Below are 21389 nucleotides of genomic sequence, written 5' to 3'. Positions count from 1 at the left end.
TGCCAGCCCTGTTTTTATTGACGCTCTTTGCGCGAGGTCACTATTTTGCCGTCACAACCTGCATACCTGAAGGTTCGTTTTGCAGTGCCAGAGTCAGAACTTCCTCAATGCGCTTCACCGGATGGATGTCCAGATCGGCGAGAACGTTGTCCGGCATCTCTTCCAGGTCACGTTTGTTTTCATCAGGAATTAAGACCGTTTTGATACCACCACGGTGTGCTGCCAGCAGTTTTTCTTTCAAACCACCGATCGGCAAAACCTGACCACGCAGGGTGATCTCGCCGGTCATGGCAACATCCGCACGAACCGGGTTACCGGTCAGGCACGATACCAGTGCGGTACACATAGCAATACCTGCGCTTGGACCATCTTTCGGCGTTGCCCCTTCAGGGACGTGAACGTGAATATCACGTTTTTCGTAGAAGTCCGGGTTAATACCCAGTTTCTCCGCACGTGCGCGTACCACGGTCAGCGCTGCCTGAATGGATTCCTGCATCACTTCGCCCAGAGAACCGGTGTAGGTCAGCTTGCCTTTACCCGGCACACAGGCGGTTTCGATGGTCAGCAGATCGCCACCCACTTCAGTCCACGCCAGACCAGTGACCTGACCTACGCGGTTTTCGTTGTCCGCACGGCCGTAGTCAAAGCGCTGCACACCCAGGTAGTCGTGCAGGTTATCGCCATTGATCTCGATATGTTTCAGTGACTTATCAAGCAATAGTTGTTTCACCGCTTTGCGGCACAGTTTGGAGATTTCACGCTCCAGACTACGCACGCCCGCTTCACGGGTGTAGTAACGAATAATGCCCACAATGGCGCTATCGTCGACCGTCAGTTCACCTTTTTTCAGCGCGTTACGCTCAATCTGCTTCGGCAGCAGGTGGCGTTTAGCAATATTCAGCTTCTCGTCTTCGGTATAACCGGACAGACGGATCACTTCCATACGATCCAGCAGCGGTGCCGGAATGTTCATGGAGTTAGAGGTCGCAACAAACATCACGTCGCTGAGATCGTAGTCCACTTCCAGGTAGTGATCGCTGAACGCCACGTTCTGTTCGGGATCCAGCACTTCAAGCAGTGCGGACGCCGGATCGCCACGCATGTCGGAAGACATTTTGTCGATCTCATCGAGCAGGAACAGCGGGTTTTTAACGCCCACCTTGGCCATTTTCTGGATGAGTTTGCCCGGCATTGAACCGATATAGGTCCGGCGGTGACCGCGGATTTCCGCTTCGTCACGCACGCCACCCAGCGCCATACGGATGTATTTACGCCCGGTCGCTTTAGCAATGGACTGCCCCAGAGAGGTTTTACCCACCCCCGGCGGCCCTACCAGGCACAGGATCGGCCCCTTGATTTTGTTGACTCGGCTTTGAACCGCAAGATACTCAAGGATGCGGTCTTTCACGCGCTCCAGACCATAATGATCGGTATCGAGGATCTCCTGCGCCTGACGCAGGTCTTTTTTGACCTTGCTACGCGCGTTCCACGGTACCTGCACCATCCAGTCGATGTAGCCGCGAACCACGGTCGCTTCTGCCGACATCGGAGACATCATTTTCAGCTTCTGCAGTTCTGCTTCCGCTTTCTCTTTTGCCTCTTTCGGCATTTTCGCCGCGTCGATTTTACGTTTCAGCGCTTCGTTTTCATCCGGCGCGTCGTCCATCTCGCCGAGTTCTTTCTGAATGGCTTTCATTTGCTCGTTCAGATAGTACTCACGCTGGGACTTCTCCATCTGCTTTTTCACGCGGTTGCGAATACGCTTCTCAACCTGCAGCAGATCGATTTCAGATTCCATCATTGCCATCAGATATTCCAGACGTTCGTTAACGTCTGACATCTCCAGCACGGACTGCTTATCCGCCAGTTTTAGTGGCATGTGCGCAGCGATGGTGTCCGCCAGACGTGCAGGATCGTCAATGCTATTAAGCGACGTCAGCACTTCTGGTGGGATTTTCTTGTTCAGCTTGATATAGCCTTCGAACTGGCTGATTGCGGTACGCACCAGCACTTCCTGTTCGCGCTCATCAATGGCCGGCGAATCAAGGTACTCCGCTTTCGCAGAGAAATGCTCACCGTTATCAGACAGCGCAGAAATACGCGCGCGCTGTAACCCCTCGACCAGCACCTTTACGGTGCCGTCAGGCAGTTTCAGCATCTGCAAAATAGAGGCCACGGTCCCGACGGTGAAAAGATCGTTTACACCCGGCTCATCCGTTGATGCTTCTTTCTGTGCGACCAGCATGATTTTTTTATCATGGTCCATGGCCGCTTCCAGACAACGGATAGATTTTTCCCGCCCTACAAATAAGGGTATGACCATGTGCGGATAAACCACCACATCGCGCAACGGCAATACGGGGATTTCAATGCGTTCAGAACGCTCAGGATTCATAGAGCTCTCTCTTAGTTTAGTGTCCGCCAGGTAATCAGGTGGCATTGCTGTGCTTCTTATTACCACCTTTAACATGTATGTCAGTATATGGGGATGTTTCCCACACATTCAACGCCATGTTTACGGAAAAATAAAAGGGGAGATAAAATCCCCCCTTTTTGATTAACCGATTGTATAAAATGGTTAATTATTCGCCAGATGCCTGCTGCGCTTCCGGCTTACCGTAAATCAGTAATGGCTTGCTCTGACCACCGATAACGGACTCGTCGATAACCACTTTTTCGACGTCTTCCATAGAAGGCAGATCGTACATGGTGTCGAGCAGTGCAGCTTCAACGATAGAACGCAGACCACGTGCACCGGTTTTACGCGCCATCGCTTTCTTGGCGATAGCATCCAGCGCTTCGTCACGGAATTCCAGATCTACACCTTCAAGATTGAACAACGCCTGATACTGCTTGGTCAGGGCGTTTTTCGGCTCTTTCAGGATTTGGATCAGCGCATCTTCGCTCAGCTCGGTCAACGTTGCCACCACCGGCAGACGTCCGATGAACTCGGGGATCAGACCAAATTTGATCAGATCTTCCGGCTCAACCTGCGACAGCAGTTCACCTTCGCTGGCTTTATCAGACTGGGCTTTTACCGTCGCGCCAAAACCAATGCCGGAGCCGGTTTCAACACGGTTAGCAATCACCTTATCCAGACCGGCAAATGCGCCGCCACAGATAAACAGGATCTTAGAGGTATCAACCTGCAAGAACTCCTGCTGCGGATGTTTACGTCCGCCCTGCGGTGGCACAGCGGCAACCGTACCTTCGATCAATTTCAACAGCGCTTGCTGTACGCCTTCGCCGGAAACATCACGCGTGATGGACGGGTTGTCTGATTTACGCGAGATCTTGTCGATCTCATCAATATAGACAATACCGCGCTGCGCTTTCTGTACGTCGTAATCGCACTTCTGCAACAATTTCTGAATGATATTTTCAACGTCCTCACCCACATAACCTGCTTCGGTCAGGGTGGTGGCGTCGGCCATAGTGAACGGAACGTCCAGCAGGCGCGCCAGCGTTTCAGCCAGCAGCGTTTTACCGGAACCCGTCGGGCCGATCAGCAGGATGTTACTTTTGCCCAACTCGACGCCATTGCTGGTGTCGCCGTTGCGCAGACGTTTGTAATGGTTGTATACCGCGACCGCCAGCACTTTCTTCGCCTGCTCCTGACCGATAACGTAATCGTCCAGGTGGTTGCGAATTTCATGCGGCGTCGGCAGCGCACTGCGTTCACGATGCGGTGCGACTTCCTTAATCTCTTCGCGAATGATGTCATTACATAAATCAACACATTCGTCGCAGATATACACGGATGGTCCGGCAATCAGCTTGCGCACTTCATGCTGGCTTTTGCCGCAAAAAGAGCAGTACAACAATTTGCCCGAGCCATCTTTGCGTTTATCTGTCATGGGTCAAAACCTCTTCTTTGTTCTTTGTGCCGCACACGACGACGCAAATGCCATTCTCAGGCGCAAGCCGCTTGTCAGCGTTGTGCCGCCCTTCATTAGTATATACACAAAATCATTCGAGCTACATCGAGGCGGCAACTAAGCGACTCCCCAGGCGCTTACATAAGTAAGTAACTGGGGGGAGCGCTGGCAGCCAACAAAGAGGTAGCGTGAAGGATGAAGTGTATAGCGACACACTTGCGTCCTGGGCATCAATTACGATGGGTCAAAATCGAGTCGACCAGACCGTACTCTACTGCTTCAGAAGCAGAGAGGAAGCGATCGCGCTCGGTGTCACGTTCAATCTGCTCAAGCGATTGACCCGTATGATGCGCCATAAGTTCATTCATGCGCCCTTTCACTTTAAGGATTTCACGGGCATGAATTTCAATATCCGTTGCCTGGCCCTGGTAACCGCCCAGAGGCTGGTGGATCATGACGCGAGAGTTAGGCAGGCAGAAGCGTTTATCTTTTGCCCCTGCAGTCAACAGGAACGCGCCCATTGAGCACGCCTGGCCCATACAAATGGTGCTAACGTCCGGCTTAATAAACTGCATGGTGTCATAGATAGACATCCCTGCGGTAATTACCCCACCCGGGGAGTTGATGTACAGGTAGATATCTTTTTCTGGGTTTTCCGCTTCCAGGAACAGCATCTGCGCCACGATCAGGTTAGCCATATGGTCTTCGACCTGGCCGGTCAGAAAAATGACGCGTTCCTTAAGTAGACGAGAATAGATATCAAAAGAGCGCTCGCCACGTGAGGTCTGTTCAATGACCATCGGCACCAGCGCCATATGGGGTGCAAAGTTATCTCGTTCGCCGCTGTATGACATTTCCGTCTCCTGGATAAAATTTGAAAAAACCTGCTGTGCTGATTGTAACCTTATGGACGGATTATCAGCTAGTCCCTCAGTAATGGGTACGACATCGCCATAATTCAAGCATAACAATCTTTTGTTGTAACGCTAACACTGAAACGCTGTTTTCGCACCCTTCCCATGCAAAATGCGTGACAAAAAAAAACCCGCCACCGGAAGGTGACGGGCTTATGTGCGAATTTCGTGCTAAAAACGCGACGAATTACGCCTGCTGGTTCATCAGTTCGTTGAAGGTAGTGGCTTTTTCAGTCACTTTTGCCTTCGCCAGAACCGCTTCAACAGCCTGCTCTTCCAGAGCGACGTTACGCATGTTTTCCATCAGCTCTTTGTTCTTGCTGTAGAATTCAACCACTTCTTTCGGATCTTCGTAAGCAGAAGCCATCTCTTCGATCAGGCCTTTTACGCGTTCTTCGTCAGCTTTCAGCTCGTTGGTACGAATAACTTCGCCCAGCAGCAGGCCAACAACAACGCGACGCTTAGCCTGTTCTTCGAACAGTTCACGCGGCAGTTCCAGAGCTTGTTTCTCGTTGCCACCGAAACGCTGTGCAGCCTGACGACGCAGAACGTCGATTTCGTTGTCAATCATGGCAACAGGAACGTCGATGTCATTCGCTTTTACCAGACCTTCGATCGCCTGAGACTTAACGCGGTTACGCACGGCGCCTTTCAGCTCGCGTTCCATGTTTTTACGCACTTCAGCACGCAGACCGGCAACAGAACCATCTTCCACGCCGAAACGCTTGATGAATTCTTCAGTCAGTTCCGGCAGTTCACGTTCTTCAACTTTCTTCAGGTTGATAACGAATTTAGCCGCTTTACCTTTCAGGTTTTCAGCGTGGTAGTCTTCCGGGAAGGTCACTTCGATAGTGAACTCTTCGCCAGCTTTGTGACCTTTAACGCCTTCTTCGAAGCCTGGGATCATACGACCCTGACCCATTGCCAGTACGAAGTCAGACGCTTTGCCGCCTTCGAACTCTTCGCCGTCTACAGAACCGGTGAAGTCGATGGTGACACGGTCTTCTGCATCAGCAGCGCCGTCTTTGTCTTTCCAGGTCGCCTGCTGCTTACGCAGGGTGTCCAGCATGACGTCAACGTCAGCGTCGGTGACTTCAACAACCGGTTTTTCAACTTCGATTGCGTCCAGACCCTTCAGCTCAACTTCCGGGTAAACTTCAAACTCTACCGCGTAAGTAAAATCTTCACCCAGTTTGTATTCGCCCGGAACGTAGTTCGGAGAGCCAGCCGGATTAATTTTTTCTTTGATGATTGCATCAACGAAGTGACGGCTCATCAGGTCGCCCAGAACGTCCTGGCGAACAGAAGCGCCATAACGCTGAGCAACAACATTCATCGGTACTTTTCCCTTGCGAAAGCCGTCAATACGCACTTTCTTCGCTACGTTGACCAGCTCGCTTTTCACAGCGTTTTCGATGCTGTCAGCAGCGATAGTAATCGTTACACGGCGGCCAAGGCCTTGAGTGGTTTCAACTGAAACTTGCATCTTGTTACCTCAAAAAATCACAGTGCTCGGTCAACTCTTCTCCGCAAGCACAGGTTGTTGGCTTCGCGGAACCGGGATGTTCTCAAAATCAATCACATTCCCTGTCGTCAGAATCATCCCGAAGACATTCCGAAAAATAAGACGCGCATTATAGCGGCATCACTTTTATGAGTCGAGAACGGTTATCGCGCGTTGCTGCGGCTTTTTTCACAATTCCCGGCTAATTTTTGTCTGAATACTGTACGACTGACTCAGAATTCAGACAAAACAAAACGGCCCGCAGGCCGTTTTCACATAATCTGTAGCAACATACTGGAAAAGCGCCGGTTGTTGCAAATCCGTTTTTCTACGCGATGCTTCCCGCTCCACGACAGGGAGGCGATGCAAAAATCGTGTCCTGCAACGCTTCCCACTCCTTGGTGGTGTAGGTATGCAAGGCTAACGCATGTACGGTTGTGGAGAGTTCCGCCGTTAACGTACTGTAAATCATCCGATGACGATTAAGAAAACGTTCACCTGTAAAGCGATCGCTGACCAGCACAACCTTAAAGTGGCTTTCAGAACCTGCCGGAACATTGTGACGATAGCTTTCATCCACAACTTCGAGGAACACGGGTTGGAACGCTGCCCTTAATTTTTCTTCTATTTGCTCACGAATCATCATGAAATTTTTCCTCCGACAACGCTGAGATGTCACCCATCCCTTTAAATACTAGCCGCTTTTACCGTTTCCATTACACCTTAGCAACAAAAAATTAGCGTTTATCTGATTTTCTCAGCCAAACGAATGAAGTTCACTGATTCAACCGTTCGGTTTATTGCAAAAAGTCCATTAATGGTCTCATCAAAGTAGATAAACGGACAACGCAATGAATTTACATGCGTTACCCACTTCCCCTCGTCTCTGGCAATGTTATGATGACGGGAATTTTCTCTAACCATAAAATGTAGATCCACTGAGAACCCCTGGCATGTTTAAAAAAATCCTCTTTCCGTTAGTCGCGCTGTTTATGTTGGCTGGCTGCGCAACGCCACCGACCACCATTGACGTTTCGCCAAAAATTACTCTGCCGCAGCAGGACCCTAGCCTGATGGGTGTGACCCTCAGCATTAATGGGGCCGATCAGCGTCAGGATCAGGCTCTGGCCAAAGTCACCCGCGACAATCAACTGGTAACGCTGACTGCATCCCGCGATCTGCGTTTCCTTCTGCAAGAAGTGCTGGAAAAACAGATGACCGCGCGCGGTTATATGATTGGTCCAAACGGTGCTGTTAACCTGCAAATCATCGTGAGCCAGCTGTACGCCGACGTGTCTCAGGGTAGCGTGCGTTACAACATCGCCACCAAGGCAGACATCGCCATTATTGCGACCGCAGCCAACGGCAACAAGATGACCAAAAACTACCGTGCAAGCTATTCTGTTGAAGGCGCGCTGCAGGCCTCTAACAAAAATATTGCTGAAGCCGTTAACAGCGTCCTGACCGACACCATCGCTGACATGTCTCAGGACACCAGCGTTCACGATTTCATCAAGCAGAACGCACGTTAATTTCTGCCCTATGGCCCGGCGCACGTCGGGCCTAAAGACGCCATGTCCAGTCACTACTTACGTATTTTTCAGCAACCGAAGTCAGCGATTCTGCTGATACTGGGTTTTGCTTCCGGTTTACCGCTCGCGCTGACCTCCGGTACGCTCCAGGCTTGGATGACGGTCGAGAACATCGATCTTAAAACTATCGGCTTCTTTTCTCTGGTCGGTCAGGCCTATGTCTTTAAGTTTCTCTGGTCCCCGGTGATGGACCGCTACACGCCACCTTTTTTGGGGCGGCGTCGCGGCTGGCTGCTGACCACGCAGATATTGCTGCTGATTTCTATTGCCGCAATGGGTTTTCTCGAACCCGGTACACAGTTGCGCTGGATGGCTGCACTGGCGGTAGTGATCGCCTTTTGCTCGGCGTCGCAAGACATTGTCTTTGATGCCTGGAAAACAGACGTTTTACCTGCCGAAGAACGCGGTACCGGTGCGGCCATCAGCGTGCTCGGCTACCGCTTAGGGATGCTGGTTTCCGGTGGACTGGCGCTGTGGATGGCCGATCGCTGGTTAGGCTGGCAGGGTATGTACTGGCTGATGGCGACCCTGCTGATACCGTGTATTATTGCCACCCTGTTAGCCCCCGAACCCACCGATGCGATTCCGGTCCCAAAAACGCTGGAACAAGCCGTTGCCGCGCCGCTGCGCGATTTCTTTGGCCGTAACAACGCCTGGCTTATCCTGCTGCTGATTGTGCTGTACAAGCTTGGCGATGCCTTCGCCATGAGCCTGACGACCACATTTTTAATCCGCGGCGTTGGATTTGATGCCGGTGAAGTCGGCGTGGTCAATAAAACGCTGGGGCTGCTGGCAACAATTGTTGGCGCACTGTACGGCGGGATCCTGATGCAGCGCCTGTCGCTGTTTCGCGCATTGCTGATTTTCGGCATTTTGCAGGGCGCATCGAACGCGGGTTACTGGTTGCTCTCCATTACGGACAAGCACATGTTTAGCATGGGAGCGGCAGTATTCTTCGAAAATCTGTGCGGTGGGATGGGGACAGCAGCATTTGTCGCTTTGCTGATGACGTTGTGCAATAAATCCTTCTCCGCAACGCAGTTTGCCCTGCTCTCCGCGCTTTCCGCTGTGGGGCGCGTTTATGTCGGCCCGGTCGCAGGCTGGTTTGTCGAAGCACACGGTTGGCCCACGTTTTATCTGTTCTCCGTCTTTGCCGCGATCCCTGGCCTTATTCTGTTGCTGGTCTGTCGCCAGACGCTGGAACATAGCTGGAAAAACGAAAGTTTTATCCCGCGCACGGAGTTTCGTAGCGCGTACAACCTGGCATTGATGACGCTGGTGGCGGGCTGTTGTTTGCTGGTGGTCTGGCTGTTACTGCTGACAATGAACGCCCTGGACTATACTAACTTCTCCTTCCTGCCGGAACTGCTTGAAGTTGCGGTCGTGGTCGCAGTCTGCGGTGTGGTATTCGGTGGATTGCTGGATTATCTGGCGCTGCGCAAAACGCGTCTGGCGTGATGTTGCATATTTATGCTCTAAATAATTCGAGTTACGGGACAAAAGGCGTGAGCGTTTTGAACAGCGCTTGCGCTGGCCCCGTAGGGGAGAGGCCGAAAGGCCGAATCACGCGGCGACGCAGCAAATCCCCAGGAGCTTACATAAGTAAGTGACTGGGGTGAGCGAGGACAAATTCGTCGGGAACGAATTTGAACGCTGTTCACAGCGCCCGTAAGGGTGAGGCCCAGGATGGGCCGAGTTATTGCCAACACACCCGTAGCTTGAAGTATGACGAGCATATTTGGCCGTTGTAATAACTCTGCGTAATTATAACGGCTAAATAAACAACACTTAATAAAAATATTATTTGTTGTTTTGTGCGCCATAGATTTTGGAAATTATTGACGCCTTTTATAAATTCTATTTTCCTTACTCGATTCAGCCAACGCCATTCTATTTTTTGTTCTCTAATTGTCCTTTTAATGATAATCAATTGTTAATTAATTGTTTTATTTTAGCATTGGTTATACCAATTGCCCTTCGCACTGCCCCCGCATGCCCGCTTTCGTTATAACGTGATGTTGCAACAGGTTCTTAAAGTCAACGCGGTATATATTGCAACATATGTGACATGCACGGCAGAACCCGGTAACACAGATCCAATGATGTTTACAGTAATGTAACCTTCCCGTAAAATGCCCTCACACTTTAAACGCCACCCGGTCCCGTGGAATTGAGGTCGTTAAATGAGACTCAGGAAATACAATAAAAGTTTGGGATGGTTGTCATTAATTGCAGGCACTGCATTACTCAGTGGCTGTAATTCTGCGCTGCTTGACCCTAAAGGACAGATTGGTCTGGAACAACGTTCATTGATACTGACGGCATTTGGCCTGATGTTGATCGTCGTTATTCCTGCCATCTTGATGGCTGTTGGTTTTGCCTGGAAGTACCGTGCAAGCAATAAAGATGCGAAGTACAGCCCGAACTGGTCACACTCCAATAAAGTGGAAGCTGTGGTCTGGACGGTGCCTATCTTAATCATCATTTTCCTTGCCGTACTGACCTGGAAAACCACGCACGCGCTTGAGCCAAGCAAACCGCTGGCGCATGACGAGAAGCCCATTACCATCGAAGTGGTTTCCATGGACTGGAAATGGTTCTTCATCTATCCGGAACAGGGTATCGCTACCGTGAATGAAATCGCCTTCCCGGCGAACACTCCGGTTGAATTCAAAGTGACATCCAACTCCGTGATGAACTCCTTCTTTATCCCGCGTCTGGGTAGCCAGATTTATGCCATGGCCGGTATGCAGACTCGACTGCATCTGATCGCCAACGAAGCCGGTACTTATGATGGTATCTCCGCAAGCTACAGCGGACCTGGCTTCTCCGGTATGAAGTTCAAGGCTATCGCAACAAAGGACCGCGCAGAATTCGACCAATGGGTTGCTAAAGCTAAACAGTCCACGAACACCATGAGTGACATGGCAGCGTTCGAGAAAGTTGCTGTACCAAGCGAATACAACCAGGTGGAATATTTCTCCAACGTGAAACCGGATTTGTTTAAAGACGTTATTAACAAATTTATGGCTCACGGTAAGAGCATGGACATGGCCAAACCAGAAGGTGAGCACAGCGCACACGAAGGAATGGAAGGCATGGACATGAGCCACGCGGAATCCGCGAACTCAAGGGGCTGAGGAAGAATACGATGTTCGGAAAATTGACACTGGATGCAGTCCCGTTCCATGAACCAATCGTCATGGTTACGATCGCTGCCATTATCATCGGTGGGGCGGCCTTACTGGGCCTCATTACTTACTTCGGTAAGTGGACCTACCTGTGGAAAGAGTGGCTGACTTCGGTTGACCACAAACGCCTTGGCATCATGTATGTCATCGTCGCCATCGTCATGTTGATTCGTGGCTTTGCTGACGCCATCATGATGCGTAGTCAGCAGGCGCTGGCGTCTGCAGGTGAAGCGGGCTTCTTGCCACCTCACCACTACGACCAGATCTTCACGGCTCACGGCGTGATCATGATCTTCTTCGTCGCCATGCCATTTGTTATCGGTCTGATGAACCTGGTGGTTCCGCTGCAGATCGGCGCACGTGACGTTGCCTTCCCCTTCCTGAACAACCTGAGCTTCTGGTTCACCGTTGTCGGCGTTATCCTGGTTAACCTGTCTCTGGGCGTAGGTGAATTCGCACAGACCGGCTGGCTGGCCTATCCGCCGCTCTCGGGAATAGAGTACAGTCCAAGCGTCGGGGTTGATTATTGGATATGGGCGGTGCAGTTGTCCGGTATAGGTACAACCTTAACCGGTATCAACTTCTTTGTGACCATCATCAAGATGCGTGCACCGGGTATGACGATGTTCAAGATGCCGGTATTTACCTGGGCATCTCTGTGCGCCAACATCCTGATTATCGCCTCCTTCCCAATCTTGACGGTCACCGTCGCGTTGCTAACCCTGGATCGCTATCTGGGCACCCATTTCTTTACCAACGATATGGGCGGCAACATGATGATGTACATCAACCTGATTTGGGCCTGGGGCCATCCGGAAGTGTACATTCTGATTCTGCCGGTCTTCGGGGTGTTCTCCGAAATCGCAGCGACCTTCTCGCGTAAACGCCTGTTTGGCTACACCTCGCTGGTGTGGGCAACCGTGTGTATCACCGTTCTGTCGTTCGTTGTTTGGCTGCACCACTTCTTCACCATGGGCGCAGGCGCTAACGTTAACGCCTTCTTCGGTATTACCACCATGATTATCGCCATCCCGACTGGGGTGAAGATCTTCAACTGGCTGTTCACCATGTATCAAGGCCGGATCGTATTCCACTCAGCGATGCTGTGGACGATTGGCTTCATCGTGACCTTCTCAGTCGGCGGTATGACCGGCGTACTGCTGGCGGTTCCGGGTGCGGACTTCGTACTGCACAACAGCCTGTTCCTGATTGCGCACTTCCACAACGTTATCATCGGCGGCGTGGTATTTGGTTGCTTCGCCGGTATGACCTACTGGTGGCCAAAAGCGTTTGGCTACACGCTGAACGAAACCTGGGGCAAACGCGCATTCTGGTTGTGGATCATCGGCTTCTTCGTGGCCTTTATGCCGCTGTACGTGCTGGGCTTTATGGGCATGACCCGTCGTCTCAGCCAGCAGATTGACCCGCAGTTCCATCCGATGCTGGTCGTTGCCGCCTGTGGTGCCGCGCTGATTGCACTGGGTATCCTGTGCCAGCTGATTCAGATCTACGTGTCTATTCGCGACCGCGAGCAGAACCGTGACCTGACCGGTGACCCATGGGGTGGTCGTACGCTGGAGTGGGCAACCTCTTCCCCGCCTCCGTTCTATAACTTTGCCGTTGTGCCGCACGTCCACGAACGTGATGCCTTCTGGGAAATGAAAGAAAAAGGCGAAGCGTACAAGCAACCTACGCACTATGAAGAGATTCATATGCCGAAGAACAGTGGCGCCGGTATCGTCATTACCGCCTTCGCAACACTGTTTGGTTTCGCCATGATCTGGCATATCTGGTGGCTGGCAATTGCAAGCTTCGCAGGCATGATTATCAGCTGGATCGTGAAAAGCTTTGATGAAGACGTGGATTACTACGTGCCGGTCCCGGAAGTCGAAAAACTGGAAAATCAGCATTTCGATGAGATTACTAAGGCAGGGCTGAAAAATGGCAACTGATACTTTAGCGCACGCGAATGCCCACGCGCACGAACACGGGCACCACGATGCAGGTCAGAACAAAATCTTCGGATTTTGGGTCTACCTGATGAGCGACTGCATTCTGTTCTCTATTCTGTTTGCAACCTATGCCGTTCTGGTGAACGGCACCGCAGGTGGCCCAACAGGTAAGGACATTTTTGAGCTGCCGTTCGTACTGGTAGAAACCTTCCTGCTGTTATTCAGCTCCATTACTTACGGCATGGCGGCGATCGCCATGTACAAGAACAACAAGAGCCAGGTGATTTCCTGGCTGGCGTTGACCTTCTTGTTCGGTGCCGGATTTATCGGGATGGAAATCTATGAATTCCATCACCTGATTGTTAACGATATGGGCCCGGATCGTAGCGGCTTCCTGTCGGCGTTCTTCGCGCTGGTTGGTACGCACGGTCTGCACGTCACTTCCGGTCTTATCTGGATGGCGGTGCTGATGGTGCAAGTTGCCCGTCGCGGCCTGACCAGCACCAACCGTACCCGCATCATGTGCCTGAGCCTGTTCTGGCACTTCCTGGATGTGGTGTGGATCTGCGTGTTCACTGTTGTTTATCTGATGGGGGCGATGTAATGAGTCATTCAAATGTGAGCGGCGGCGCATCCCATGGCAGCGTAAAAACCTACATGACAGGTTTTATCCTGTCTATCATCCTGACGGTCATTCCGTTCTGGATGGTGATGACAGGTTCTGCCTCTCCTGCTGTTATTCTGGGGACTATCCTCATTATGGCAGTGGTACAGATACTGGTTCACCTGGTGTGCTTCCTGCACATGAATAGCAAATCTGATGAAGGTTGGAACATGACGGCCTTTGTCTTTACTGTGCTAATCATCGCCATTCTGGTTGTGGGCTCCATCTGGATTATGTGGAACCTGAACTACAACATGATGATGCACTAAGAGCGGCGATTATGATGTTTAAGCAATACCTGCAAGTAACGAAACCAGGCATCATCTTTGGCAACCTGATCTCGGTGATTGGTGGATTCCTGCTGGCCTCGAAAGGCAGCATTGATTATCCCCTGTTTATCTACACGTTGGTTGGGGTGTCACTGGTTGTGGCGTCGGGTTGTGTATTTAACAACTACATCGACAGGGATATCGACAGGAAGATGGAGAGGACCAAAAACCGCGTGCTGGTTAAAGGTCTGATTTCTCCTGCGGTCTCGCTGGTATACGCCACCTTGCTGGGTATTGCTGGCTTTATGCTGCTGTGGTTTGGCGCGAACCCTCTGGCCTGCTGGCTGGGGGTAATGGGCTTCGTGGTCTATGTGGGCGTCTATAGCCTGTATATGAAGCGCCATTCCGTTTACGGTACGCTGATTGGCTCACTCTCCGGCGCTGCGCCGCCGGTGATTGGCTACTGCGCCGTAACCGGTGTGTTCGATAGCGGTGCGCTGATTCTGCTGGCTATTTTCAGCCTGTGGCAGATGCCGCACTCTTACGCAATTGCGATTTTCCGCTTCAAGGATTATCAGGCTGCCAACATCCCGGTACTGCCGGTGGTGAAAGGCATTTCGGTGGCGAAAAACCATATCACGCTGTACATCGTGGCGTTTGCTATCGCCACGCTGATGCTAACCCTCGGCGGCTATGCAGGTTATAAATACCTGATTGTTGCGGCGGCGGTGAGCGTCTGGTGGTTAGGCATGGCGCTACGCGGATATAAAGTGGAAGATGACAGAGTCTGGGCGCGTAAGCTGTTCGGTTTCTCCATCATCGCCATTACCGCACTGAGCGTCATGATGTCCGTCGACTTTATGGTGCCAAACTCGCAGAACCTGCTGACTTACGTCTGGTAAGTTAATCGTCACATCTTCTATGCCGGATGGCGGCTGACGCCTTATCCGGCCTACAAAAAAGCACATTGCTTGTAGGCCGGATAAGATACGTTAGTATCGTCATCCGGCATTTTCGTCTCCAGCCGACGCCCCTCACAACCCCAACATTTGTTAATGAAGCGCATATTTACCCCGCCCGCATACCGCTTTACACTAGGCGCGAAATTAATACAGAGGTGGGAATGAACGATTATAAAATGACGCCCGGTGAGTTGCGCGCCACCTGGGGTTTAGGGACCGTATTCTCGTTGCGTATGCTTGGCATGTTTATGGTCCTGCCGGTTCTGACCACCTATGGCATGGCGCTACAGGGTGCCAGCGAAGCGCTGATCGGCCTTGCCATTGGCATTTACGGTCTGGCACAGGCCGTCTTTCAAATCCCGTTCGGGTTACTTTCCGATCGTATCGGGCGTAAACCGCTTATCGTCGGCGGGCTGGCGATATTCGTTCTCGGCAGCGTGATTGCCGCCCTCTCAGATTCCATCTGGGGAATTATTCTCGGCCGGGCGCTGCAAGGCTCTGGCGCGATTGCCGCCGCCGTAATGGCGCTGCTGTCTGACTTAACCCGTGAGCAAAACCGAACGAAAGCGATGGCGTTTATCGGCGTCAGCTTTGGTATCACCTTCGCTATTGCGATGGTGCTGGGGCCGATCGTCACCCACGCGCTGGGATTACACGCACTGTTCTGGATGATTGCCGCACTGGCAACCACCGGTATCGTGCTGACCATTTGGGTGGTTCCCAATAGCACCACTCACGTGCTGAACCGCGAATCAGGCATGGTCAAAGGCAGCTTCAGTAAAGTCCTGGCGGAGCCTAAACTGCTGAAGCTCAATTTCGGCATCATGTGCCTGCATATTTTACTGATGTCCACCTTCGTGGCTCTGCCAGGCCAACTGGCAAAAGCAGGCTTTCCCGCTGCCGAACACTGGAAAATTTATCTGGTGACGATGCTGCTGTCCTTTGTTTCCGTGGTGCCGTTCATCATCTACGCCGAAGTAAAGCGTCGAATGAAGCGGGTGTTTCTCGCCTGCGTACTACTGATCCTTATCGCAGAAATTGTATTGTGGAGCGCGAACATTCGTTTCTGGGGGCTGATTGCAGGCGTGCAGATATTCTTCCTCGCCTTTAACCTGATGGAAGCCCTCCTCCCCTCGCTTATCAGCAAAGAGTCTCCGGCTGGCTATAAAGGCACGGCGATGGGTGTGTACTCCACCAGCCAGTTCCTCGGCGTCGCCATCGGCGGTTCGTTGGGCGGCTGGGTGGTCGAGATGTTTGACGGTCAGGCGGTATTTTTGGCCGGTGCACTTCTGGCGGCAGTTTGGTTGGCGGTGGCAAGTACAATGAAAGAGCCGCCGTATGTCAGCAGCCTGCGCGTGGAAATCCCCCCTGAAATTGCCGCAGATGACACACTAAAACAGCGACTGCAGGCAAAAGAAGGCGTGAGTGAGGTGTTAATCGTGGCAAAAGAGCACTCTGCCTATGTGAAAATCGACAGCAAAGTGACTAATCGATTCGAAATTGAGCAGGCGATAAGCCAGGCGTGATGATTGCCGGATGGCGACTATCGTCTTATCCTGCCTACCAATAGCGTGTGCTATCTGTAGGCCTGATAAGCGTGGCGCCATCCGGCATAAGAACTTAATCGCGGAAGTTCTTGAACTGGAACGGCTGGCCGAGATCGCCGCCGCGCACCAGCGCCATGACGGATTGCAGATCGTCACGTGCCTTGCCGGTTACACGAATTTCTTCGCCCTGAATTTGCGCCTGCACCTTCAGTTTGCTGTCTTTAATCAGCTTGACGATTTTCTTCTGTACCGCGCTTTCAATGCCCTGCTTCAGCTTCGCTTCCACAAACCAGGTTTTTCCGCTGTGAATAAAGGTTTCTGGTACGTCCAGCGACGTCCCTTCAATCCCGCGCTTCAGCAGCTTGGCGCGCAAAATATCCAGCAACTGATTAACCTGGAAATCAGACTCGCTCAGCACCTTAATGGTCTTATTGGCTTCATTCAGCTCAAAAGTGGCTTCAACGCCACGAAAATCAAAGCGTGACTCCACTTCGCGGCTCGCATTATCGACCGCATTACGCGCTTCCTGAAGATCAACTTCAGAGACAATATCGAAAGATGGCATCTTTTCCTCTCCCTTCGTTTTTGATGCGAAGCATAATACCTGCAAAGTTACTCAACAGACAGCGCTATACTAGGCTGTATCCCCTAATTGTACGTGCCAATGGTAGCGGCGAACAATAATGGGATGCAGACGATATGGATTAGCACCTGGTGCTGTTGCAGGTGAGGAGGATGAATGAGAATTACCGTACTGGGATGCGGAGCCTTAGGGCAGCTTTGGCTTACCGCGCTATGCAAACATGGACATGAGGTTCAAGGGTGGCTACGCGTGCCACAACCTTATTGCAGCGTGAATTTGATTGACACGGATGGGTCAGTTTTTAATGAATCCCTGACGGCAAACGATCCCGACTTTTTGGCAAAAAGCGATCTGTTACTGGTGACGCTGAAAGCCTGGCAGGTTTCTGATGCGGTAAAAAGCCTGGCAACTATTCTGCCAAAGACCACCCCAATTCTGTTGATTCACAACGGAATGGGCACCATTGATGAGCTGCAAAGCATTACGCAACCGCTGTTGATAGGCACCACCACGCAGGCCGCTCGCCGTGATGGCAACGTCATAATCCATGTGGCGAAAGGAACAACGCGCATCGGCCCGGCGCGTGAACAGGATGGCGATTTCAGCTACCTGGCGGAAATCCTGCAAGAGGTGCTGCCGGACGTTGCCTGGCACGACAACATCCGCGCGGAACTGTGGCGTAAGCTGGCGGTGAATTGCGTCATTAACCCACTCACCGCGCTGTGGAACTGCCAAAACGGCGAGTTACGCCAGCATCCTGAAAAAATAGCGCTGATATGCGAGGAAGTCGCGGCGGTTATCGAACGTGAAGGTCATCATACATCCGTGGATGATTTACGCTATTATGTTGAGCAAGTAATTGACAGTACGGCAGAAAATATCTCATCCATGCTGCAGGACATTCGTGCTCTGCGCCATACGGAGATTGATTACATTACCGGTTATTTGTTGAAACGCGCGCGTGCGCACGGCATCGCCGTCCCGGAAAATGCCCACCTGTTTGAAATGGTAAAGCGAAAGGAAAGTGAATATGAGCGCTCAAGCACTGGTATGTCTCGCCCCTGGTAGTGAAGAGACCGAAGCGGTCACCACTATCGATCTGCTGGTTCGAGGCGGGATCCAGGTGACAACCGCCAGTGTAGCCAGCGATGGCGACCTGACGATTGTTTGCTCGCGCGGCGTCAAGTTGCTGGCGGATGCACCGCTGGTTGAAGTCGCCGACGGCGATTACGACATTATCGTGCTGCCAGGCGGTATTAAAGGCGCAGAATGTTTTCGCGACAGCCCGCTGCTAATTGAAACCGTTAAACAGTTTCATCGCTCCGGGCGTATTGTGGCAGCCATATGTGCCACAGCCGCCACCGTGCTGGTTCCGCATGACATTTTCCCCATCGGCAATATGACCGGCTTCCCGGCGCTGAAAGATAATATCCCTGCTGGGCAGTGGCAGGATAAGCGCGTGGTATGGGACCCTCGCGTTAACCTGTTGACCAGCCAGGGACCAGGGACGTCTATCGATTTCGGGTTAAAAATAATCGATCTGTTGGTGGGGCGCGAAAAAGCCCATGAGGTGGCGTCACAACTGGTGATGCCCGCAGGCATTTATAACTACTACGAGTAACACTTCAGGCCACTCCCTCTAAAAGGAACCGTTATGAAAGGATATCTGAGCGGAGTGGTTTTACTGCTCCTTTCCAGCACCACCGCCGCAACCCAGCTTGAAATTAAGAGCCTTGAGTTCCGTTATCCCAACAGCACTGAAATGCAGTATCGCCTGCCATGGTTTTCCTCAACGGATAACCCGCAGGTTGCAAAACGCATTAACGATTATATTTTCGCAAGCTTCATCAATCGGTTACCAGGGAATAACCCGCAGGCGACAGTGAATCAGTTTGCGAAATCAGAGATGAATGCCACCGCCAACCTTGACTACACGGTCGAGTATCGCGACGCCAACGTGCTGACCCTGAATATGTTTGCCGAAGGCTGCGGGGCCTATTGCGAGTCGTATAACGTGCCGATGAGCTTCGATTTAGCCAATGGCGCGGCAATTACCCTTAACGATCTCTTTTCTCGCGCCACGATGGCCGAATTAAACACCCGCATCAGAAAAGATATCCGCAGCCAAATTGATACCTTTGTTGCCGCACAGAAATCACAAAAGTCGGAGCCAATAAAAGAGGAAGAAGGTGAAGATTTGGGCTATGACGACTTCTACGCCTCATGCGCCACCTACACCGACGGGTTGTACTACATCGACAAATTCTCCCTGCAAAAAGATCATCTGACTTTCCTGAACGGACGCTGTAGCAACCACGCCAACCGCGCGGGTGACGAACTGGGCGATTTCACAACAAAAATCCCGACCGCAGAACTGCATAATCAGTTCACGCCATACGGCCAGTATCTGACTGGTGCAAAGGGTACAACACCGGTTGAGCCCGCGCCCGGCATCGACGGCAAGGTGATGTACGGCACGCTGGGAAAAAGCCTGCGTATTGTGTTGAAGGTGGACTGCAAATACGGTGATTATTTTGAAGGGGCTTACTACTACCAGAAATTTGGCGCACCGATTGAATTAACCGGCAAGTGCGACACTGCCAACAATCAACATTATGAACTGAAGACCTCTGACACAGAACAGGCGCAAGAGAAGATGACGCTGGAATTGAAAGACGGTGTCTATCAGGGTATCTGGGAATCGAACGGGAAGACGCTTCCCGTGCGTTTTGAATAATATCGTGATATTGCCGGATGGCGGTGTAAACACCTTATCAGGCCTACAAAGACGTACAGTTTGTAGGCCTGATAAGCGCAGCGCCATCAGGCAGAAGTCACTACGGGCGATACACCTTCACGTTTGCAAAACCCTGCTCGCGCAGATACAGCGCCTGCAGGCGGCTCATCACACCGCGTTCACACCACAGCAGCCAGGTTTTATTCTGGTCCAAATCGCCAAAGTGGGTGCTCAGCTTGTAGAACGGCAGCGAAACCACGTCCACGCCTTCCACTTTCAGCGGCTTATCATCCTGTTCATCCACAGAGCGGATATCCAGAACCACGTCGTTGGGGCCAAAACCGCTCACGGTTTCAACTTCCACCACGGCCTGCTCGGTCTGCTGAGCGATATCGCGGATATCGATATTATTGGCTTCTTCCACCACTTTATCGAGGATGGCGAAATCGAAGTTTTCTTCTTCGGCTTCGATCTTCGCTTTAATGGCTTTTACCGTCGGGCTTTTTGAGATCACGCCGCAGTATTCCGGCATGGTACGAGCAAAGTCTTCGGTACCAATTTCACGCGCCAGATTAATGATGTGTTCTTTATCGTGCGAGATCAGCGGGCGCAGGATCAGCGTGTCGGAGACGTTGTCAATCAAACGCAGGTTAGTCAGCGTCTGGCTGGAAACCTGCCCCAGCGCTTCACCGGTCACCAGCGCCTGGACGCCGTAGCGCTCGGCCACTTTAGATGCCGCGCGAACCATCATACGCTTGAGGACCACGCCCATCTGGCCATCGTCAACTTTCTCGAGGATCTCACCCACCACCGGTTCAAAGTTGATGGCGACAAAACGTACGCGATGCGAACTCCCGAAGCGGTTCCACAGGTAATGCGCCACCTGACGAACACCGATTTCGTGCGCCGCACCACCGAGGTTAAAGAAGCAGTAGTGCACGCGACAGCCGCGACGCATCAGCATATAGCTGGAAACGCCAGAGTCAAAACCGCCGGAAATCAGCGACAGTACGTCTTCCTGGGTGCCAATCGGATAGCCGCCAATACCTTCGTAGCGACCTTTCACCAGCAGCAGTCGGTCGTTTTCGATTTCAAGATTGACGGTCACATCAGGCTTGGTCAGCTTCACGCGCGCGGATTCAATATGTTGATTCAGCCCACCGCCAACATAACGTTCCACTTCAATAGAGCTAAACTCATGCTTACCACGGCGCTTCACGCGCACGCAGAAGGTTTTGCCTTCCAGTTGATCGCGGTACTGCACCAGCGCTTTCTCGAAGATATCGTGCATATCGGTAAACGGCACGTCTTCCACTTCGAGAATATGGTGGATACCCGGAATGCGGGTCAGCGCGTCACGAATATCCAGACGCTGGTTTTCATCTTTGGCGCGAACCTCAACGTGGTCCCAGTGGCGGACGACGGCAAGGTCTTCATCATAGTGTTTTAAAACGTTACGGATGTTCCCTGTCAGAATTTTTATAAAGCGCAAACGCACAGATTGGCTTTTGATGGTGATTTCTGGGAACAATTTAATGATAAACTTCATGGCGGCAATGGTTCTTTGGCAAGCATCAAAGGCTTGTATTGGGGAAT

Annotated in this window: 18 protein-coding genes; 11 read left to right on the top strand and 7 right to left on the bottom strand. The window is 51.9% G+C overall.

Features of this window, described 5'->3' with window-relative positions:
* Window positions 1-40 precede the first annotated feature (40 nt).
* From lon to bolA, 5 genes are all read right to left on the bottom strand, one after another.
* Window positions 41-2395, bottom strand: coding sequence for an endopeptidase La (gene lon, locus QNN86_RS14965; protein ID WP_182270304.1), 2355 nt, complete (start codon window positions 2393-2395; stop codon window positions 41-43).
* Window positions 2396-2582: 187 nt separating this feature from the next.
* Window positions 2583-3857 (bottom strand): ATP-dependent protease ATP-binding subunit ClpX, encoded by a 1275-nt coding sequence (clpX, locus tag QNN86_RS14960; RefSeq protein ID WP_096758063.1) that lies wholly within the window; start codon window positions 3855-3857, stop codon window positions 2583-2585.
* A gap of 251 nt (window positions 3858-4108) precedes the next feature.
* On the bottom strand, window positions 4109-4732 hold the full coding sequence (gene clpP / locus QNN86_RS14955; RefSeq protein WP_096758064.1) for an ATP-dependent Clp endopeptidase proteolytic subunit ClpP: 624 nt from the start codon (window positions 4730-4732) through the stop codon (window positions 4109-4111).
* Between the two features lie 247 nt (window positions 4733-4979).
* The gene (gene tig / locus QNN86_RS14950) at window positions 4980-6278 is read right to left on the bottom strand and encodes a trigger factor (RefSeq protein WP_096758065.1); all 1299 of its coding nucleotides are present in this window, start codon (window positions 6276-6278) and stop codon (window positions 4980-4982) included.
* 346 nt (window positions 6279-6624) lie between these two features.
* Window positions 6625-6942, bottom strand: a complete 318-nt coding sequence (gene bolA / locus QNN86_RS14945; RefSeq protein ID WP_096758066.1) for a transcriptional regulator BolA — start codon at window positions 6940-6942, stop codon at window positions 6625-6627.
* Between the two features lie 307 nt (window positions 6943-7249).
* On the opposite strand from bolA, the gene QNN86_RS14940 reads away from it, so the two are divergent.
* From QNN86_RS14940 to QNN86_RS14905, 8 genes are all read left to right on the top strand, one after another.
* A complete protein-coding gene (locus QNN86_RS14940) occupies window positions 7250-7828 on the top strand; it encodes a YajG family lipoprotein (RefSeq protein WP_182270305.1) in 579 nt (192 codons plus the stop codon).
* 42 nt (window positions 7829-7870) lie between these two features.
* Window positions 7871-9346: a muropeptide MFS transporter AmpG gene (gene ampG / locus QNN86_RS14935; protein ID WP_414211484.1), complete on the top strand. Its 1476-nt coding sequence runs from the start codon at window positions 7871-7873 to the stop codon at window positions 9344-9346.
* A 725-nt stretch (window positions 9347-10071) separates the two neighbouring features.
* On the top strand, window positions 10072-11028 hold the full coding sequence (gene cyoA, locus QNN86_RS14930) for a cytochrome o ubiquinol oxidase subunit II (protein ID WP_096758069.1): 957 nt from the start codon (window positions 10072-10074) through the stop codon (window positions 11026-11028).
* A gap of 11 nt (window positions 11029-11039) precedes the next feature.
* A complete protein-coding gene (cyoB, locus tag QNN86_RS14925; RefSeq protein ID WP_096758070.1) occupies window positions 11040-13031 on the top strand; it encodes a cytochrome o ubiquinol oxidase subunit I in 1992 nt (663 codons plus the stop codon).
* Window positions 13021-13635: a cytochrome o ubiquinol oxidase subunit III gene (locus QNN86_RS14920; protein WP_096758071.1), complete on the top strand. Its 615-nt coding sequence runs from the start codon at window positions 13021-13023 to the stop codon at window positions 13633-13635. The genes cyoB and QNN86_RS14920 overlap by 11 nt, the downstream gene beginning before the upstream one ends.
* Window positions 13635-13964 carry a cytochrome o ubiquinol oxidase subunit IV gene (locus QNN86_RS14915; RefSeq protein WP_096758072.1) on the top strand — a complete coding sequence of 110 codons (330 nt, stop codon included), beginning with the start codon at window positions 13635-13637 and terminating at the stop codon, window positions 13962-13964. Before QNN86_RS14920 ends, QNN86_RS14915 begins: the two co-directional genes overlap by 1 nt.
* Before the next feature lie 11 nt (window positions 13965-13975).
* Window positions 13976-14866 carry a heme o synthase gene (gene cyoE / locus QNN86_RS14910; protein WP_100194043.1) on the top strand — a complete coding sequence of 297 codons (891 nt, stop codon included), beginning with the start codon at window positions 13976-13978 and terminating at the stop codon, window positions 14864-14866.
* Window positions 14867-15087: 221 nt separating this feature from the next.
* Window positions 15088-16452, top strand: a complete 1365-nt coding sequence (locus QNN86_RS14905; protein WP_182270307.1) for an MFS transporter — start codon at window positions 15088-15090, stop codon at window positions 16450-16452.
* Window positions 16453-16546: 94 nt separating this feature from the next.
* Here the strand turns inward: QNN86_RS14905 and QNN86_RS14900 are convergent, their stop codons facing one another.
* On the bottom strand, window positions 16547-17038 hold the full coding sequence (locus QNN86_RS14900) for a YajQ family cyclic di-GMP-binding protein (RefSeq protein WP_182270309.1): 492 nt from the start codon (window positions 17036-17038) through the stop codon (window positions 16547-16549).
* A gap of 174 nt (window positions 17039-17212) precedes the next feature.
* Here QNN86_RS14900 and panE point away from each other — a divergent pair, with 174 nt between their 5' ends.
* The 3 genes from panE to QNN86_RS14885 are packed head-to-tail and all read left to right on the top strand — an operon-like array spanning window position 17213 to window position 19793.
* On the top strand, window positions 17213-18124 hold the full coding sequence (gene panE / locus QNN86_RS14895; protein WP_414211480.1) for a 2-dehydropantoate 2-reductase: 912 nt from the start codon (window positions 17213-17215) through the stop codon (window positions 18122-18124).
* Window positions 18087-18677 (top strand): protein deglycase YajL, encoded by a 591-nt coding sequence (gene yajL, locus QNN86_RS14890; protein ID WP_182270310.1) that lies wholly within the window; start codon window positions 18087-18089, stop codon window positions 18675-18677. Before panE ends, yajL begins: the two co-directional genes overlap by 38 nt.
* Before the next feature lie 33 nt (window positions 18678-18710).
* Window positions 18711-19793, top strand: coding sequence for a hypothetical protein (locus tag QNN86_RS14885; protein ID WP_414211478.1), 1083 nt, complete (start codon window positions 18711-18713; stop codon window positions 19791-19793).
* Between the two features lie 100 nt (window positions 19794-19893).
* On the opposite strand, the gene thiI is transcribed toward QNN86_RS14885, so the two are convergent.
* On the bottom strand, window positions 19894-21342 hold the full coding sequence (thiI, locus tag QNN86_RS14880; protein ID WP_414211476.1) for a tRNA uracil 4-sulfurtransferase ThiI: 1449 nt from the start codon (window positions 21340-21342) through the stop codon (window positions 19894-19896).
* Window positions 21343-21389: the final 47 nt, after the last annotated feature.

It is taken from the genome of Citrobacter sp. C348, from assembly GCF_047467975.1.
Classification (GTDB): domain Bacteria; phylum Pseudomonadota; class Gammaproteobacteria; order Enterobacterales; family Enterobacteriaceae; genus Citrobacter; species Citrobacter gillenii.
This window is presented reverse-complemented; position numbering and strand designations above follow the sequence as displayed.

Bases quoted from the DNA above. Each gene is read 5' to 3' on its own strand.
- yajL (WP_182270310.1), top strand. From the start codon at position 18,087: ATGAGCGCTCAAGCACTGGTATGTCTCGCCCCTGGTAGTGAAGAGACC.
- panE (WP_414211480.1), top strand. From the start codon at position 17,213: ATGAGAATTACCGTACTGGGATGCGGAGCCTTAGGGCAGCTTTGGCTT.
- cyoA (WP_096758069.1), top strand. From the start codon at position 10,072: ATGAGACTCAGGAAATACAATAAAAGTTTGGGATGGTTGTCATTAATT.
- cyoB (WP_096758070.1), top strand. From the start codon at position 11,040: ATGTTCGGAAAATTGACACTGGATGCAGTCCCGTTCCATGAACCAATC.
- QNN86_RS14920 (WP_096758071.1), top strand. From the start codon at position 13,021: ATGGCAACTGATACTTTAGCGCACGCGAATGCCCACGCGCACGAACAC.
- QNN86_RS14905 (WP_182270307.1), top strand. From the start codon at position 15,088: ATGAACGATTATAAAATGACGCCCGGTGAGTTGCGCGCCACCTGGGGT.
- QNN86_RS14885 (WP_414211478.1), top strand. From the start codon at position 18,711: ATGAAAGGATATCTGAGCGGAGTGGTTTTACTGCTCCTTTCCAGCACC.
- lon (WP_182270304.1), bottom strand. From the start codon at position 2,395: ATGAATCCTGAGCGTTCTGAACGCATTGAAATCCCCGTATTGCCGTTG.
- clpX (WP_096758063.1), bottom strand. From the start codon at position 3,857: ATGACAGATAAACGCAAAGATGGCTCGGGCAAATTGTTGTACTGCTCT.
- QNN86_RS14900 (WP_182270309.1), bottom strand. From the start codon at position 17,038: ATGCCATCTTTCGATATTGTCTCTGAAGTTGATCTTCAGGAAGCGCGT.
- tig (WP_096758065.1), bottom strand. From the start codon at position 6,278: ATGCAAGTTTCAGTTGAAACCACTCAAGGCCTTGGCCGCCGTGTAACG.
- QNN86_RS14915 (WP_096758072.1), top strand. From the start codon at position 13,635: ATGAGTCATTCAAATGTGAGCGGCGGCGCATCCCATGGCAGCGTAAAA.
- cyoE (WP_100194043.1), top strand. From the start codon at position 13,976: ATGATGTTTAAGCAATACCTGCAAGTAACGAAACCAGGCATCATCTTT.
- clpP (WP_096758064.1), bottom strand. From the start codon at position 4,732: ATGTCATACAGCGGCGAACGAGATAACTTTGCACCCCATATGGCGCTG.
- QNN86_RS14940 (WP_182270305.1), top strand. From the start codon at position 7,250: ATGTTTAAAAAAATCCTCTTTCCGTTAGTCGCGCTGTTTATGTTGGCT.
- ampG (WP_414211484.1), top strand. From the start codon at position 7,871: ATGTCCAGTCACTACTTACGTATTTTTCAGCAACCGAAGTCAGCGATT.
- thiI (WP_414211476.1), bottom strand. From the start codon at position 21,342: ATGAAGTTTATCATTAAATTGTTCCCAGAAATCACCATCAAAAGCCAA.
- bolA (WP_096758066.1), bottom strand. From the start codon at position 6,942: ATGATGATTCGTGAGCAAATAGAAGAAAAATTAAGGGCAGCGTTCCAA.